The sequence below is a fragment of the Streptomyces sp. NPDC047130 genome (assembly GCF_040643475.1).
Classification (GTDB): domain Bacteria; phylum Actinomycetota; class Actinomycetes; order Streptomycetales; family Streptomycetaceae; genus Streptomyces.
The window spans coordinates 1-14,992 of record NZ_JBEYUK010000045.1; the positions used below are offsets into that span (position 1 = coordinate 1).

The following is a 14,992-nucleotide window of genomic DNA, read 5'->3' on the forward strand; positions in this document are numbered from 1 at the left end:
TGCGGATCGCCATCAGACCGGGCATCTCGTGCTCGGCCAGGGAGATCTCCTTGCGGCCGAACTCGGCCAGGGACAGGTCGGCGACCTTGAAGTCCTGTCGGTTGTCGACAGTCATGAAGTGCTGCTCCTCGCGAATAGGGTCGAGGTCGAATACGGCTGGTCTGCGCGGCGGCGTGTCCGGGCACGGGTGTGTCCGGCGGGCACGAGTGTGCCCCCGCGCGCGCAGCGCAGTCCGTCGGAGGCCCTCTCTCCCTCGGCCGGTTCCGTCGCTCACCGCGCGGAGCCGCCCGACCGCCATCAGCAGCGACGTCTGGCTCCGTCCCAAGCTACACCGGTGGGCCGGTCGGGCCCCAGTCCACCGGGAAGAAGGGCCCCGGTCCGCCGGAAACGCGGCGGCACGGGCCGTGGGGATGTGGCGGAGGGGGGAACGGAAAAGGGCCCGCCCCGGCGAGGTGCCGGGGCGGGCCCTGGGGAGGCGGGGTCGCGTCAGTGGGACGGGCCGCCGCCGGGGCTGGCCTCGGGGTCGGCGCCGGCGGCCGCGGCGGCCTCGCTGTAGATGTCGGGCTCGAGGTAGATGACGCGGGCGATCGGGACCGCCGCGCGGACGCGCTGTTCGGCGGCGTCGATGGCGGAGGCGATCTCGGCCGCGGAGGACTCGGCCTTCACCGCGATCTTGGCGGCGACGAGGAGCTCCTCGGGGCCGAGGTGCAGCGTGCGCATGTGGATGAGGCGGGGCACGGTGTCGCCGTCGACCACGGCGGACTCGATCTTCCGGACCTCCTCGAGGCCCGCGGCCTCGCCGAGCAGCAGCGACTTGGTCTCCGCGGCGAGCACGACGGCGATCACGATGAGCAGGGCGCCGATGCAGAGGGTGCCGACGCCGTCCCAGACGCCGTTGCCGGTCAGGACGGCGAGGCCGACGCCACCGAGGGCGAGGATCAGGCCGACCAGCGCGCCGAGGTCCTCCAGCAGGACGACCGGAAGCTCGGGGGCCTTGGCGCGGCGCACGAACTGCGACCAGGAGAGGCCGCCGCGGACCGCGTTGGACTCCTTGATGGCGGTCCGGAAGGAGAAGGCCTCGGCGATGATCGCGAAGACCAGCACGCCGACCGGCCAGTACCAGTGCTTCAGCTCGTGCGGGTGCTTGATCTTCTCGTAGCCCTCGTACAGGGCGAACATGCCACCGACGGAGAAGAGGACGATGGAGACGAGGAAGGCGTAGATGTAGCGCTCGCGGCCGTAGCCGAAGGGGTGCTGCGGGGTGGCCTCGCGCTTGGCCCTCTTGCCGCCGACGAGCAGCAGGCCCTGGTTGCCCGAGTCGGCCAGCGAGTGGACGCTCTCCGCCAGCATCGAGGACGAACCGCTGAAGAGGAACGCCACGAACTTAGCTACCGCGATCGCCAGGTTCGCGGCCAGTGCCGCGACGATCGCCTTGGTTCCGCCTGACGCGCTCATGAGTTCGCGTGGTTCCTTCCTGCTCAGCCGTCACATCCGTTGACCGTCGGCATTGTTGCAGTCCGCCGCCCCCGAGGGGCGGCGTCCGTGCCTCCGCGCGGTCCTCAGCAGGACACGGTTGCCCGGAAAAGCGTTCCGCTCCCGGACACTTCGGTTCTTTCTCCGGCCGGCACGAACACGGACGCGCCGGGGGCGAGCTTGAGTTCGCCGACGCGGACGGCGCCCTCGGTGCAGAGCAGCACCTGCGGCGCGGGCCGGGTCAGGTCGGCGGTGGGGGCGGCGCCGGAGAGCCGGTGGCGGGAGAGGCGGAACTCGTCCACGGGCGTCTCGTACAGTTCCTCGCCGTCCGGGAGGGCCCGCGGGCGCAGTGCCTCGGCGCCGCAGGACTCGAAGCGGACCACCCGCAGCAGTTCGGGGACGTCGACGTGCTTGGGGGTGAGGCCGCAGCGCAGCACGTTGTCGGAGGTGGACATCAGCTCGACGCCCAGGCCGCGGAGGTAGGCGTGCGGGACGCCGGCGGACAGGTAGAGCGCTTCGCCGGGCGCGAGGCGGACGTGGTGCAGCAGCATCGAGGCGAGGACGCCGCGGTCGCCGGGGCAGTGCGCCGCTATCCGGGCGTAGACCTCGTACCGGCCGGCGAGGCGCGCGCAGGCGTCCGCGGTGGCGGCGACGGTGCGGGCGGTCTCCTCGCCGTCGCCGGTGAGGATCGCGGTGAACACCTCGCGCAGCGCGTCCGCCTCGGGGAGGGTGCGGAGGGCCTCGACGTACGGGGCGAGGCCGGGGACGCCGAGGCCTTCGAACAGGTCGGCGGTCTCCGTGGCGGGCCGGAATCCGCAGAGGCCTTCGAAGTCGGTGAGCGCGCAGATCAGTTCGGGCTTGTGGTTGGCGTCCTTGTAGTTGCGGTGCGGGGCGTCGACGGGGATGCCTCGGCGCTGCTCGTCCTCGTAGCCCTGCCGGGCCTGGACGAGGTCGGGGTGGACCTGCAGCGACAGCGGCCGGGCGGCGGCGAGCAGTTTGAGCAGGAACGGCAGCCGGGGGCCGAAGCGGGCGACGGTCGCGGCGCCCAGTTCGCGGTCCGGGTCGGCCGCGATCACGTCGGGCAGGCTGCCGCGCGGGGTGCGTGAGGGCGCGCCCGGGTGGGCGCCCATCCACATCTCGGCCTGCGGCTCACCGGTGGGCCGCTCGCCGACGAGTTCGGCGAGCGCGGTGGTGGAGCCCCAGGCGTAGGGGCGGATGGTGTTGGTGAGGAGGTCCATGCCCTTCGTCTCCGGATGTCTCGGCGTGTCCCCTGCGCCGGGGGTTCCGGGGCGGGTGCGGTGTGTCGGCTCCAGCTCAGACACCCGAGGCGAGCGCCAGGTAAACGGCGGCGAAATCGGTGATGGCGATCAGTTCCGCCAGGGTCTCCAGTTCCTCGCCGTCCTGCGGTTCCAGTTCGCTGACCGGGGTGTCGTGGCCGAGGGCCAGGTCCCGGGCGGCCGGTGCGGCGCTCAGGCCGCCGGTGGGGCGGTCCCGCAGGAGGACGATCCGGGCGCGCAGGGCCTGCGGTTCCTCCACGCGGTCGCGGAAGAAGTCGTCCGGGTCGCCGCCGGCGGCGAGGGGGCCGGAGAGCAGGGTGCTGTGCGCGTCCAGTGCCTCGGGCAGCTCGGCGACGACGGCGGGGCGGCCGGCGAGTTCGGCGAGGGCGGCGGCGAACCGGCGTCCGGCCGGGCCGGCGGACTCGCCCTCGGTCCACACGACGGGCAGGGACTCGGCGAGTTCGGCGGCGAGGGTCTTGGCGGGGTTGCCGTAGGCCGGCACGGCGGGGCCGCAGCGCTCGGCGACGGCGTCGAGGCGGTCGGCGACCTTCTGCAGCGTGCCGGGCGGGGCGTGCAGGACGCCGGTGCGGTCCAGGAGGGCGAGCAGCGGGGTGAGCAGGGCCCAGAGCACACCGGGGGCGGAGGCGGTGAGGGTCACCGGGGTGTCCTGGTCGCCGCCCTGGTCTCCGACCTGGTGGACGGGCGCCATGGGCAGGAACAGGCCGCGGGAGACGCCGATCGAGTCGGCCAGCGGGCTGCGGCGGGGGGCGACGGCGACGACGGTGCAGCCGCGGCGGTAGGCCTGCTCGGCGAGGAGCGAGAGGCCGGGTTCGGTGCCGGCGGGGGTGGCGATCAGGAGGAGGTCCTGGGAGCCGGCCCAGCCGGGGAGGTCCCAGCGCAGGGCGCCCGGCGCGGGGGCGACTCCGGTGGGGGCCAGGCGGGTCACGGGGCTGCCGGGGCCGGCCAGGGTGCCGAGGAGGTCGGCGGTGTGGGTGGCGGCCGCACCGGGGCCGGCGATCAGTACGGCGCGGGGGCGGCCGTCGGGGCGCAGGCCCGGGACGCCGGCCTCGTCCGCGTTGCGGAGCGCTATCCGCACGCGCGCGCCCGCCTCGGCGGCGCCGCGGAGCAGCAGGCGCCGGTCCGCCGTGGCGAGGCCGTCGGGGTCGTCGAGCAGCGATTCGTCGAACATGGCGGGGAGCCTCCGGCGCCGGGTGGTGTCGTCGGGTCGCGGTGCGGCCGTCTCGCCCGGCCGGGACTAGGCGGGGCGGCGGGCCTCGTCGACGAGCAGCACGGGGATGCCGTCGCGGACGGGGTAGGCCAGGGCGCAGTCCTCGGCGGTGCAGACGAGTTCGGTGTCCCGCTCCTCCAGGGGAGCGTGGCATGCCGGGCAGGCGAGGATCTCGAGGAGGCCGGGTTCGAGCGGCATGGTGTCCTCCGGGGGTGGGTCTGTAGGGCCACGTCAGCGTACCCGGTCGGCCGCGGGGCAGAGGCGCGGCCGCGGGGGTCGCGCCGCGGGGTTCCCCGCCGAGGCCGCGGCGGGGGTTCGCCACCGGTCGCGCCGTGGGGTCCGGAGCGGACCCGCTGCGGGGTCGCCCGCGCTGCTGCGCCGCCGGCGCCAGGTGCAGGGGTCGCCGCCTGGGTCAGCCGCTCCGGGCCGGAGCGGGTGACTCTGCGAGGCCGTCGCGGGTCCGCTGCGGGGTCCCCGCGCTGATCCGCCGCCCGTGCCGGAACGGGGGGGCACCGCCTGGGCCAGCCACCGGGGCCGGGAGGGCGGTTCTGCGGGGGCTCGTTGCGGTGCCGGGTGGCGGTGCTCGTGGGGCTCTCCGCCGGTGGTGTCCGTCGCGGTGGCGCTCCGGGGTGCCCGGCGCGGGTTCCGCCGGCGGGTCCGGGGCGGGGCACGTGGCGGGGGTTCACTCGCCGGTGCCGGACGATGCCGCCGCCGCACCCCTGCGACAAGGTCCGGGACGGGGCCGTCACGCATGCCCCTGGCGGTCCCGCAGGGGGAGTCGCCGCCGTGCCGCCCTGGCGGCACCGGCGCGCGGTCGCGCTGCGGTGCCGCCAGGGGTGGGGATGGGGCGCCCCGCCCCGGTCCTGGTCGCCGTGGGTGGCTCGGGCGCCCGCGACCGGGGGTGGTTCAGCCGCGGATGACGGCGAGGACCTCGTCGCGGACGCGGGCGACGGTGGCCTCGTCGCGGGCCTCGGCGTTGAGGCGCAGCAGCGGTTCCGTGTTGGACGGGCGGACGTTGAACCACCAGTCGGCGGCGGTGACGGTGAGGCCGTCGAGCTCGTCGAGGGTGACGTCCTCACGCCCCTGGTAGGTCTCCTTGAGGGCGGCGAGGCGTCCCGCCTGGTCGTCCACGGTGGAGTTGATCTCGCCGGACGCCGCGTACCGGTCGTACTGGGCGACCAGCTCGGACAGCGTGCCGTCCTGCCCGCCGAGCGCGGCGAGGACGTGCAGCGCGGCCAGCATGCCGGTGTCGGCGTTCCAGAAGTCGCGGAAGTAGTAGTGGGCGGAGTGCTCGCCGCCGAAGATGGCGCCGGACTTCGCCATCTCCGCCTTGATGAAGGAGTGGCCGACCCGCGTCCGGACCGGCGTGCCGCCGCACTCCTTGACGACCTCGGGGACGGACCAGGAGGTGATCAGGTTGTGGATGACGACGCCCTCGCCGCCGTGCTTGGCCAGCTCGCGGGAGGCCACCAGCGCGGTGATCGCGGACGGGGAGACCGGCTCGCCGCGCTCGTCGACCACGAAGCAGCGGTCGGCGTCGCCGTCGAAGGCGAGGCCGAGGTCGGCGCCCTCCTCACGGACCCGCTTCTGGAGGTCGACGATGTTGGCCGGGTCGAGCGGGTTGGCCTCGTGGTTGGGGAAGGTGCCGTCCAGCTCGAAGTACATCGGGACGACGTCGAGCGGCAGGCCGCCGAGGACGGTCGGGACGGTGTGGCCGCCCATGCCGTTGCCGGCGTCGACCACGACCTTCAGCGGGCGGATCTTGGTGAGGTCGACGAGGGACCGCAGGTGGGCGGCGTAGTCGTCGAGGGTCTCCCGCTGGGTGATCCGGCCCGGCCGCTCGGCGACCTCGGGGATGCCGCCGGTCTCGGACCAGCCCTCGACCAGGGCGCGGATCTCGGCGAGACCGGTGTCCTGGCCGACCGGGGCGGCGCCCGCGCGGCACATCTTGATGCCGTTGTACTGCGCCGGGTTGTGCGATGCGGTGAACATCGCGCCGGGCAGGTCGAGCGCGCCGGAGGCGTAGTAGAGCTGGTCGGTGGAGCAGAGGCCGATCTCGGTGACGTTCGCACCGCGGGCGGCGGCCCCCCGCGCGAAGGCGCGGGACAGACCGGGCGACGAGGGGCGCATGTCGTGCCCGGTGACGATCGCACTGGCGCCCACGACGTCGACGAAGGCGGCGCCGAAGAGCTCGGCCATGGGCTCGTCCCACTGGTCCGGCACCACACCGCGCACGTCGTACGCCTTCACGAGCTGCGACAGATCTACGGCCACGGCCTGTCCTCCTGGAAGTCGGCTGATGACCCCAAGTTACCCTCCGCCCTTTTCGCCACACCGTGCGACCGGCCCGCCGTCCGGGCGACGGCGGACCGGCGGGAGGCCGTGCGGTGCTGGTGGGTGGCCGTGCGCTGCTGGTGGGCGGTGTGGAGGCCGACGCCCCGTCAGGGAAGCATCCAGTTAAGGACCGGCGAGCTCTGTCCGAGAACGATCAGGCACATCACCAGCAGCAGGCCCAGGCTCCAGGGCAGGACCTTGCGGAGCAGGTCGCCCTCCTTGCCCGCCAGGCCGACGGCGGCGCAGGCGATGGTGAGGTTCTGCGGGGAGATCATCTTGCCGAGGACGCCGCCGGAGCTGTTGGCGGCGGCGAGGAGGTCGGGCGAGAGGCCGGCCTGCTGGGCGGCGGTCACCTGGAGCGCGCCGAACAGGGCGTTGGCCGAGGTGTCGGAACCGGAGACGGCGACGCCGAACCAGCCGAGCACCGGGGAGAGGAAGGCGAGTCCGGCGCCGGCCGCGGCGACGAAGTGACCGATGGTGGCGGCCTGGCCGGACAGGTTCATCACGTAGGCGAGGGCCAGCACGCTGGTCACGGTGAGGATGGCGAACCGCAGTTCGTGGACGGTGGCCGCCCACTCCTTGACCGCGTCGGCCGCCCTGACCCCGATCACCACGGCGGTGACGAGGCCGGCGAGGAGTACCAGGGTGCCGCCGGTGGCGAGGATCGGCCAGCTGAACAGGTTGCCGCCCACCGGTTCGCCGTCCGGGGCGGCGACGTCCAGGAACGGCCAGTCGTAGACCTGGGTGGCCTTGGCCAGGAGTTCCTTGACCGGCGGGATCTGCGCGAGGGAGAAGATCAGCACGATCAGCGCGTAGGGGGCGTAGGCGCGGACCACCTCGCGGCGGTCGTCGGTCACGTCGAGGTCGTCGCTGCGGGTGCCGGTGAGCACCTTCTCGCGGACCTCGGGGGCGGCGGCCCTGCGCGCGCCGGGCACGAGGAGCAGGGCGCCGGCGCCGGCCAGGGCGGCGGCGATGTCGGCGAGCTGGGCGGAGACGTAGTTGGAGGCGGCGAACTGGGCGACCGCGAAGGCGACTCCGCACACCACGGCGGGCAGCCAGGTCTCCCGCAGTCCGCGCCTCCCGTCGACCAGGCCCACCAGGACCAGCGGCACGATCAGCGCCAGCAACGGCGTCTGACGGCCCACCACCGAGGCGACGGTGTCCAGGTCGAGGCCGGTGACCTGGGCCAGGGTGACCACCGGGGTGCCCATGGCGCCGAAGGCGACCGGGGCGGTGTTGGCGACCAGGGCGACCACCGCGGCCCGTACCGGGTCGAAGCCGAGGGCGACCAGCATCACGGCGCAGATGGCGACCGGCGCGCCGAAGCCGGCCAGGGCCTCCAGGAGCGCCCCGAAGCAGAAGGCGACGACCAGGGCCTGGATGCGGGGGTCGTCGGAGAGCCGTCCGAAGGAGCGGCGCAGGATGTCGAAGTGCCGGGTCCGCACCGTCATCCGGTACACCCACAGGGCGTTGACGACGATCCACATGATGGGGAAGAGGCCGAAGGCCGCGCCCTGGACCGCTCCGGAGACCGTCTGTCCCAGCGGCATCCCGTAGGCGAACAGCGCGACCAGGACTGCTCCGGCCAGTCCGACGAGACCGGCCAGGTGGGCCTTCATCCTCACCCCGCCGAGCAGCACCAGGACGATGACCAGCGGGAGAGCGGCCACGAGTGCCGACAGCCCCAGCGATCCGCCGACCGGTTCCAGTTCCTGGACGTACACGAACGCCTCCCGGATTCCGTGATGCGGAAAGTGGTTTCGCACGGGTGGAGGCATCGTGGTGCGGTTGACGTGTGTGCGTCAACGGGCATGCGTGAGGAGATTGGTGGGGTGTGCACGCACACGGTCACCGCACGGCGGCGGTGTGCCGGATGCCGGACGGGGCGTCAGTTCTCGGGCGAGCGCAGGACGCGGAGGTGGCCGCGGCGGGCGCCCTCCATCGGGTCGCCGGGCCGGGCGGCGCCGCCCTCGGCGGCGCGTTCCTGCGGGCGGGCGGCCTCGCGCACGGCGTTGGCGAGGGCCTCGAGGTCGTCACCGGTGGGACGGGCGGGGGCCGAGCCGTCGAGGAGCCGGACGACCTCCCAGCCGCGCGGGGCGGTGAGGCGCTCGGAGTGCTCGGCGCACAGGTCGTAGCAGTGGGGCTCGGCGTAGGTGGCGAGCGGGCCGAGGACCGCGGTCGAGTCGGCGTAGACGTACGTCAGCGTCGCGACGGCGGGTCGGCCGCAGGCGGTGCGCGAACAGCGACGTACAGGGCTCACGACGATGGACGGTACCGCACTCTTGAGCGGGCCGCGACGACTCTCCCCTAGGTCACCCTCCCGTGTCGCGGCGACACACGCGGCAAATGGGGAGAACCGGGACGCGCCGCGCGGGCGGGCGGGACGGACCCGGGGCGATTACGCTGCACCGGTGATGGAGAACCCCGTACCGCCCCTCCCGACGGGCCCCGGCCCCCGTCGGCGGGACCGCCACGGCCGCGGCATGCGCGGCCCGATCGCGCCTCCGCAGGTGCCGCTCGCCGCGAGCCGTGCGGAGCTCTTCGCCGACCTGGTGCAGGACTCGGTGGAACGGCTGGAGCGGCGCTGGCCGCAGCTCGCCGAGGTCGACTTCCTGGTGCTGGAGGTGCCGCCCGCGCCCGGCCCCGGCGACTCCTGGAACGACGAGGCCGTGCCGCTGGGCGGCACGGTTCCCGGCCGGGACGGCCGGCCCGCCCGGGTGGTGGTCTACCGGCGCCCGGTGGAGATCCGCAGCAAGGGCCGTGAGGAACGGGCCGCGCTGGTGCACGAGGTGGTGGTGGAACAGGTCGCCGACCTCCTCGGGCTCACCCCGGAGGCGGTCGACCCCCGGTACGACGACGAGGACTGAGCCGACGCGCGGGACCCTCGGCCGGCGCGCGGGGGCCCGGGCCGACGCACAAGGGGTGAGACCGGCGCACGGGGCCCGGACCGGGAGGCCGGAGGCCCGGTGCCCGGAGGCCCCGGGGGCCGGAAGCCAGGTGACCGAAGGCCCCGGGACCGGGACCGGAAGCCCGGGGCCGGAAGCCCGGTGCCCGGAGGCCCCGGGGGCCGGAAGCCCGGGGGCCGGACCGGGAACGCCCGTGCCCCGGACCTCCGGGCGGGGTCCGGGGCACGGGGCGCGGCGGGGGCGGTCTCCTGGCGGCGCGGCCGGCCGGCGGGGCGTCAGTCCTGCAGCACCGTCAGGTCCTGCTCGGCCGTCGGCACGGCGACCCGGCCGCGGTCGTCGGGGAGGGTCTGCACCGTGAATCCGGCGATGCCGCCCAGGTTCCGGGTGAGGGTGCGCGCGGCGTACACCGGGCCGCCCGAGACCGGCTCGATCACCAGGGCGTAGGTGCCCTCGAGGCCGCTGGGCACGGGCAGTTCCACGGCGGTGGTGGTTCCCCGCTTCAGCTCGTACGTCTTCGAGGTGCCCTTGCCGCCGTCGGTGCCGGCCGAGGAGGTGACCTTGACCTTGGCGTCCGCGGTCGGGGCCACCAGGGAGAGCGTGGTGCCCTTGGCGGTGTTGCCGAGGGCGGTGGCGCGGGTGGTGACGGGGGCGGCGGCGGGGATGAACGCGGTCTCCTGCTTGGTGCCCTTGCCGCGGACCACCTGCAGCCCCGCCACCACCGGGATGTCGCGCCCGGTCGGGGTGAGCAGCAGCGAGCCGGGCTCGCCGCGGGTGACGTCCTTGAGGTCCATGGAGGCGGTCATGCCCGCCTTGACGTGCAGGGACTCGTGGCCGGCCGGGGTGATCGCCCCGGACGGCGAGGCGAGGCGGAGCGCCAGGTCGGCGTCCGAGTCGCCGGGCGCGTAGGCGATCAGGCGGACCGAGGTGGCGTCCTCGGGGATGCCGGGCAGCACCAGCGAGCCGGCGGGCTCGGCGGCGGGGGCGATCCAGTCGCCGCCGCTGCCGGTGTCCAGCGCCTGCACCTGGGCGCCGACCCGGCCGCTGCGGACGCTGACGTGCGCGGTGACGTCCGGCAGCGGCTGGTCGGTGAGCGTGGAGAGCAGGACCCGCTCGGTGCCCAGCGGGGGAACCGTGATGCCGTCGGGGATGGACGTCTCGAGCTGGCCCTCGGGCCCGAAGAGCTCGATGTCGACCACGGCGGCGCTGTCGTCCGGGTTGGTCAGGTGGACGTAGTCGGTGCGGAACTCGGCGGTGCTGGCGCCCGGGAACCAGAAGTCGGTGTCCGGAACGCCGCAGGCGGTGCCGTGCAGGCCGCGGCCCGTGCCGACGGCGACCGAGGTGGTCTGCTGGACCGTCCAGCCGGGGGCGAAGCGGCCGTCGGCGGTGCCGAGCAGCGCGGGCTCCTCGCCGCCGGAGGTCTCGCGGGCCACGGGCGTGCCGGGCTCCTTGAGCTTGAGTACCGGCTTGCCGGAGGGCTTCTGCGCGGCCGTGTCCGGGTCCTCGGGCTCCTCGGACGCATCGGGCCGCTCGGTCTCCTCGGCGCCGGCGTCCGCCTGGTCGTCGGCGTCCTCGTCCCCCTCGTAGGCGGAGGAGGACGCCGCTGCGGCCAGGAGTTCGGCGGTGCCGCCCTCCGCGGCCCCCTCGGTGACCGGGGTGAAGGCGGTGTGGACGGTGTCGGCGATGTCCGCGCGGCTGGGCGACGGGCAGAGCAGCTTGGTGCGCTCCACGGGCTGCTCGGCGGCCGTGGCCCCGGCCGTCACCGCGGTCTGCGGCTCGGGGGCGGTCAGCACGGCGACGCCCGTGACGGCGGCCAGGGCGACCGCGCCGGCGATCAGGGACATGGTGCGGTTCACTGCTGGCTCCCGTCGGGACGCTCGTTGCCGTAGTCGTGGCCGTACTGCTGTCGGCCGTACTCGTCGCGGCCGTACTCCTCGCCGTACGCGTGGCCGTACCGGCCGTCGTGGCCCTGCTGCCCGCCGTGGCCCTGCTGCCCGCCGTACTCCTGCGCGGCCTGCTCCTGGCCGCCGGGGTGGCCCTGCGCGCCGGGGCCGGGGGTGTACGCGTCCCCGGCCACGAAGTCGCCGTAGGGGCCGCTGTACCCGCCGCCGCCCGCGCCGGAGGCGTCACCGGTGGCGCCGTACCCGTACGGGTCGTAGGACTCGGCGGGCCAGCCGCCGTTGTCGTAGCCGCTACGGCCCTGGGCGGCCTGCGCCTGGGCGGCCTGCGCCTGGGCGGCGGCCGCGTAGGCCTCCTCGGCCGGCGCGGGCTCGTCCCGGCCCCCGTCGGCAGGGGCGTCGGCCGCGGCGGGCTCGTCCGCCTGCTGGCGCGGGACGGCCGCGCCCTGGGCGGCCGCCTCGGCCTCGGCCTGGGCGCGCAGACGGCGGGCCCGGCGGCTGTCGCCCTCCAGGTCCTCCGCGGTGATCGCGGGGGCCTCCTCGGGCAGGTCGTCGTCGATGTCGCGACGGCGGCCCGGCAGGGCGAGCACGATCAGCGTGAGGCCGAGCAGTGCCTGCGCGCCGAGCCACAGCGTGTGCGTCAGCGAGCTGTCGTGGGTGACCTCCAGCGCGCCGCCGCCCGGCGGGAGTTCGAAGCCCTGGGCCCAGCCGTCGAGCTCGACCGGGGTCAGCTCCACGCCGTCGACGGTGGCCGTCCAGCCGTCGTCGAAGGTGTCGGCGAGGCGCAGGACGCGGCCCTCGGGGCCGGCCGGGATCTTGCCGGTGACCTCGACCGGGCCGGCGGGCACCGGGTCCGCCTTGCCCGCGGGGGCGTCCGCGGAGGGCAGGACCACGGCGCGGGAGACCTCACGGTCCAGGCGCCACAGGCCGCTGCCGTCCTGCTGGCTGAGCCGGCTGAGGCCGGGCGTGGCGTCCAGCACGCGGGTGATCTCGCGGGGGGCGCCGGGGCGGACCAGGACGTAGCGGATGGCGAAGTCGCCGAGCTCGTCGGTCTGGTCGGCGCCGGAACCGGCGACCAGGTGGGCGACCACCTTGTCGAGGAGCTCGTTGTCCCCCATGGCCGCCGCCACGTCGGCGTCGCCGAGGCGGGCGCCGGAGCCGCGGACCAGGGTGTAGCCGACGTGCGCCGGGGATGTGCTGTCCAGGACCAGCGTGCGGGCCTGGTCGTCGTCGCCGCTCTCCTCGGCGACGAAGGCGGGCACCTGCACCGGGTCGCGGCGCTCCAGGGGGCCCTCGGCGCCGGCGACCATCCAGCCGACCGCGGCGATCAGCGGGCCGACGGCGGCGGCCAGCGCGATCAGGGCGGCCACCGGCTGACGCCAGCCGAAGCTCTGCTCGGCGACCCGGGACCGCGCGCCGTCCGCGCCGACGGCGGCGGCGCACAGCAGCGCCAGGCCGTACACCAGGGTGGCCGGGCCGGCCCAGGCGGAGGCGTTGGACAGGGCGGCGAAGAGCAGGGCCGTCAGGGCGACGATCCAGGCGGCGGCGACCGGGGCGCGGCGCTCGTCGCGCACCAGGGCGGCCAGCGCGGCCAGCACCACGCCGATCAGCAGCAGGCCGCCGACCGTGCCGGGACCGCCCGGGCTGGCACCGAGCAGGTCCAGCGGCGAGGCGGCGCCGCCGCCGAAGTCCATGCCGGCCTCGGTGAAGAAGCCGGTGGGCAGCAGCGAGAGCGACCAGGGCGCCAGCACCAGCAGCGGCGTGCCGAGCTGGGCGACCAGGCGCAGCGCGTACGGGACCAGGTCGCGGCGGCGCAGCGCGAGCACGCCGAGGCCCAGGACCAGGGCGATCGGCCACACGATGGGCGTGAACGCCGTGGTGAGGGTGAGCAGCAGGGTGTACGCCCAGGTGGCGCGCCAGGTGCCGCGGGCGTCGCCGCGGGCGGTCAGGCCGCTCGCGGCGACCGCGGCGCGGGCCATCAGGGGCAGCGTCATCGCCAGCACGGCGGTGCCGAGACGGCCGCCGGCCAGGGCGCCGGTCGCGGCGGGCAGGAACGCGTAGACCACGGAGGCCCAGGCGCGCAGCAGCCGGGAGGGGACCAGGGGGCGGGAGGCGAAGTAGGCGCTCAGGCCGGCCAGCGGCACCGAGCAGACCAGCAGGACCGTCACGGCGAGGCCCGCGGACCCGCCGAGGAGCGTGCCGAGGGCGGCGATCACCGCGAGGTACGGGGGCGCGGCGCCGGTGCCGCCGGCGCCGACCGCGTGCCAGGCGGAGGTGTAGGAGGCCCAGAGGTCGAAGGCGCTGCCGGGGGCGGGCAGCAGGGCGCCGCCGGCCAGCGCGCCGCCGGAGAACAGCGAGCGGCAGGCGATCAGCGAGGCCAGCAGCAGCACGGCGAAGAGCACCGGGGCCGGGTTGCGGGCGATGCGCTTGAGGCGGGCGTGCTGTTCGGGCTGGACGAACCGGTCGTCGTCGCCGGCGTCCCCGCCGCCGCCGTGCCGGCCGGCGCCGGTGGTGGCCTCGGGGTCGGAGCGGCCGGTGAGGCTGCCCGCCGCCTGCTCCAGGGTGGCCCTGAGGGTGGCGCCGCGCGGCGGGAAGAGCTCCCGCAGTTCGTCCTTGCCGACGGCCGGACGGCCCCTGCGGCGGCGGCCGGCGAGGATCCGCTCGGGCCGCAGCAGGACGCCGAGCAGGCCGCGGATCTCGTCGAGCGCCTGTCCGGGCAGCTTGCCGACGAGGTAGCCGAGGGTGCGCAGCACCGTGCCGACGACCAGGCGCAGCAGCACCCAGGGCAGCGCGGAGCCGGGGCTGTTGACGAGGAGGGTGTAGGCGGCGCCGGCCTTGTCCACGCGGTGCGGGGAGGCGACGGTGCGGCCCACGCAGTCGACGTCGCGGCGCTCGCGGGAGGCGGCCTCGGCGTGCCGGACGACGGCCTCGGGGGCGACGAGGACCCGGTGGCCCAGGGCCTGGGCGCGCCAGCACAGGTCGATGTCGTCGCGCATCAGGGGCAGCCTGCGGTCGAAGCCGCCGAGCTGCTCGTAGACGTCGCGGCGGACGAGCATGCCGGCCGTGGAGACGGCGAGGGCGGGCTTGACGAAGTCGTGCTGGCCCTGGTCCTGTTCGCGGCGGTCCAGGCCCGTCCAGCGGCGGCCGCTGTTGGCGATGGTGACGCCGACCTCGAGGAGCTGGCGGCGGTCGTACCAGCCGCGCAGCTTGGGGCCCACGACGGCGACCTCGCGGCCGAGTTCGGCCTCACGCTCGACGACGGCCAGCATGTGGGCGAGCGCGTCCGGGGCCGGGGCGCAGTCGTCGTGGAGCAGCCAGAGCCACTGCACCGGCTGTCCGTGCGGCAGGTCGGGCAGGTCGTAGGCCTCGTCCCGCCAGGAGCGGGTGGCCGGGTCCCAGCCGCTGGGCCGCTTGAGGTAGGGCAGGTCCTCGGGGGTGAGGACGGGCGCCGTCCGGTGAACCTCGTCGACGGCCTGGCCGAAGCCGGTGCGGCGGGCGAGGTGCAGCACGCGGTCGGGGCCGAGCGCCTCGGTGACCAGGCGCGCGGAGTCGTCGGCGCTGCCGGTGTCGGCGGCGAAGGCGTCCTGGACCGGACGCTCCTGGCCGAGCAGCCCCGCGAGCGCGTCGGGGAGCCAGCGGGCGCCGTCGTGTGCGACGAGCACCGCCGTGACCACGTGGCGCGGGAACTCGGGAGTGGCGCCCGCCTGAGGAACTGCTGTCTGGTGGGCTGCCGTTTGGCTGTGCACGGTCATCGAGGTACAGGCCCCGGTTCGATGGACTGCGGTGGACGCCCGCGCTCCCAAGGGGCTGCTGCCTCGGCTGGGGACCACGTGGCGTCTCGGACGGAGAGCCACACTAACGGCTGAGCGACAAACGGCC

General features: G+C 75.5%; 11 protein-coding genes. 1 reads left to right on the forward strand and 10 read right to left on the reverse strand.

Annotated features, from left to right (window positions below):
- From ABZ836_RS29430 to ABZ836_RS29465, 8 genes are all read right to left on the reverse strand, one after another.
- The coding region (locus ABZ836_RS29430; RefSeq protein WP_361147284.1) for an adenosylhomocysteinase at positions 1-115 on the reverse strand (115 nt) is incomplete at its 3' end.
- A 371-nt stretch (positions 116-486) separates the two neighbouring features.
- A complete protein-coding gene (locus ABZ836_RS29435) occupies positions 487-1,455 on the reverse strand; it encodes a cation diffusion facilitator family transporter (RefSeq protein WP_356135369.1) in 969 nt (322 codons plus the stop codon).
- Positions 1,456-1,559: 104 nt separating this feature from the next.
- Complete coding sequence (gene manA, locus ABZ836_RS29440) at positions 1,560-2,711, reverse strand: mannose-6-phosphate isomerase, class I (RefSeq protein WP_361147255.1); 1,152 nt, start codon at positions 2,709-2,711, stop codon at positions 1,560-1,562.
- A gap of 76 nt (positions 2,712-2,787) precedes the next feature.
- The gene (locus tag ABZ836_RS29445) at positions 2,788-3,939 is read right to left on the reverse strand and encodes an SIS domain-containing protein (protein ID WP_356135373.1); all 1,152 of its coding nucleotides are present in this window, start codon (positions 3,937-3,939) and stop codon (positions 2,788-2,790) included.
- Between the two features lie 66 nt (positions 3,940-4,005).
- Positions 4,006-4,176 carry a Trm112 family protein gene (locus ABZ836_RS29450; protein ID WP_356135375.1) on the reverse strand — a complete coding sequence of 57 codons (171 nt, stop codon included), beginning with the start codon at positions 4,174-4,176 and terminating at the stop codon, positions 4,006-4,008.
- 708 nt (positions 4,177-4,884) lie between these two features.
- Positions 4,885-6,252, reverse strand: a complete 1,368-nt coding sequence (locus ABZ836_RS29455; protein ID WP_356135377.1) for a phosphomannomutase/phosphoglucomutase — start codon at positions 6,250-6,252, stop codon at positions 4,885-4,887.
- Positions 6,253-6,419: 167 nt separating this feature from the next.
- Positions 6,420-8,036 carry an L-lactate permease gene (locus ABZ836_RS29460; RefSeq protein WP_361147260.1) on the reverse strand — a complete coding sequence of 539 codons (1,617 nt, stop codon included), beginning with the start codon at positions 8,034-8,036 and terminating at the stop codon, positions 6,420-6,422.
- Between the two features lie 164 nt (positions 8,037-8,200).
- Entirely contained in the window at positions 8,201-8,572 is a 372-nt protein-coding gene (locus ABZ836_RS29465) for a DUF3499 domain-containing protein (protein ID WP_356135381.1), read from the reverse strand.
- Positions 8,573-8,726: 154 nt separating this feature from the next.
- Here ABZ836_RS29465 and ABZ836_RS29470 point away from each other — a divergent pair, with 154 nt between their 5' ends.
- A complete protein-coding gene (locus ABZ836_RS29470; RefSeq protein ID WP_356135549.1) occupies positions 8,727-9,179 on the forward strand; it encodes a metallopeptidase family protein in 453 nt (150 codons plus the stop codon).
- Positions 9,180-9,493: 314 nt separating this feature from the next.
- On the opposite strand, the gene ABZ836_RS29475 is transcribed toward ABZ836_RS29470, so the two are convergent.
- Positions 9,494-11,071, reverse strand: coding sequence for a DUF5719 family protein (locus ABZ836_RS29475; protein ID WP_361147263.1), 1,578 nt, complete (start codon positions 11,069-11,071; stop codon positions 9,494-9,496).
- Positions 11,068-14,865 (reverse strand): glycosyltransferase, encoded by a 3,798-nt coding sequence (locus tag ABZ836_RS29480; protein ID WP_361147266.1) that lies wholly within the window; start codon positions 14,863-14,865, stop codon positions 11,068-11,070. Before ABZ836_RS29480 ends, ABZ836_RS29475 begins: the two co-directional genes overlap by 4 nt.
- Positions 14,866-14,992: the final 127 nt, after the last annotated feature.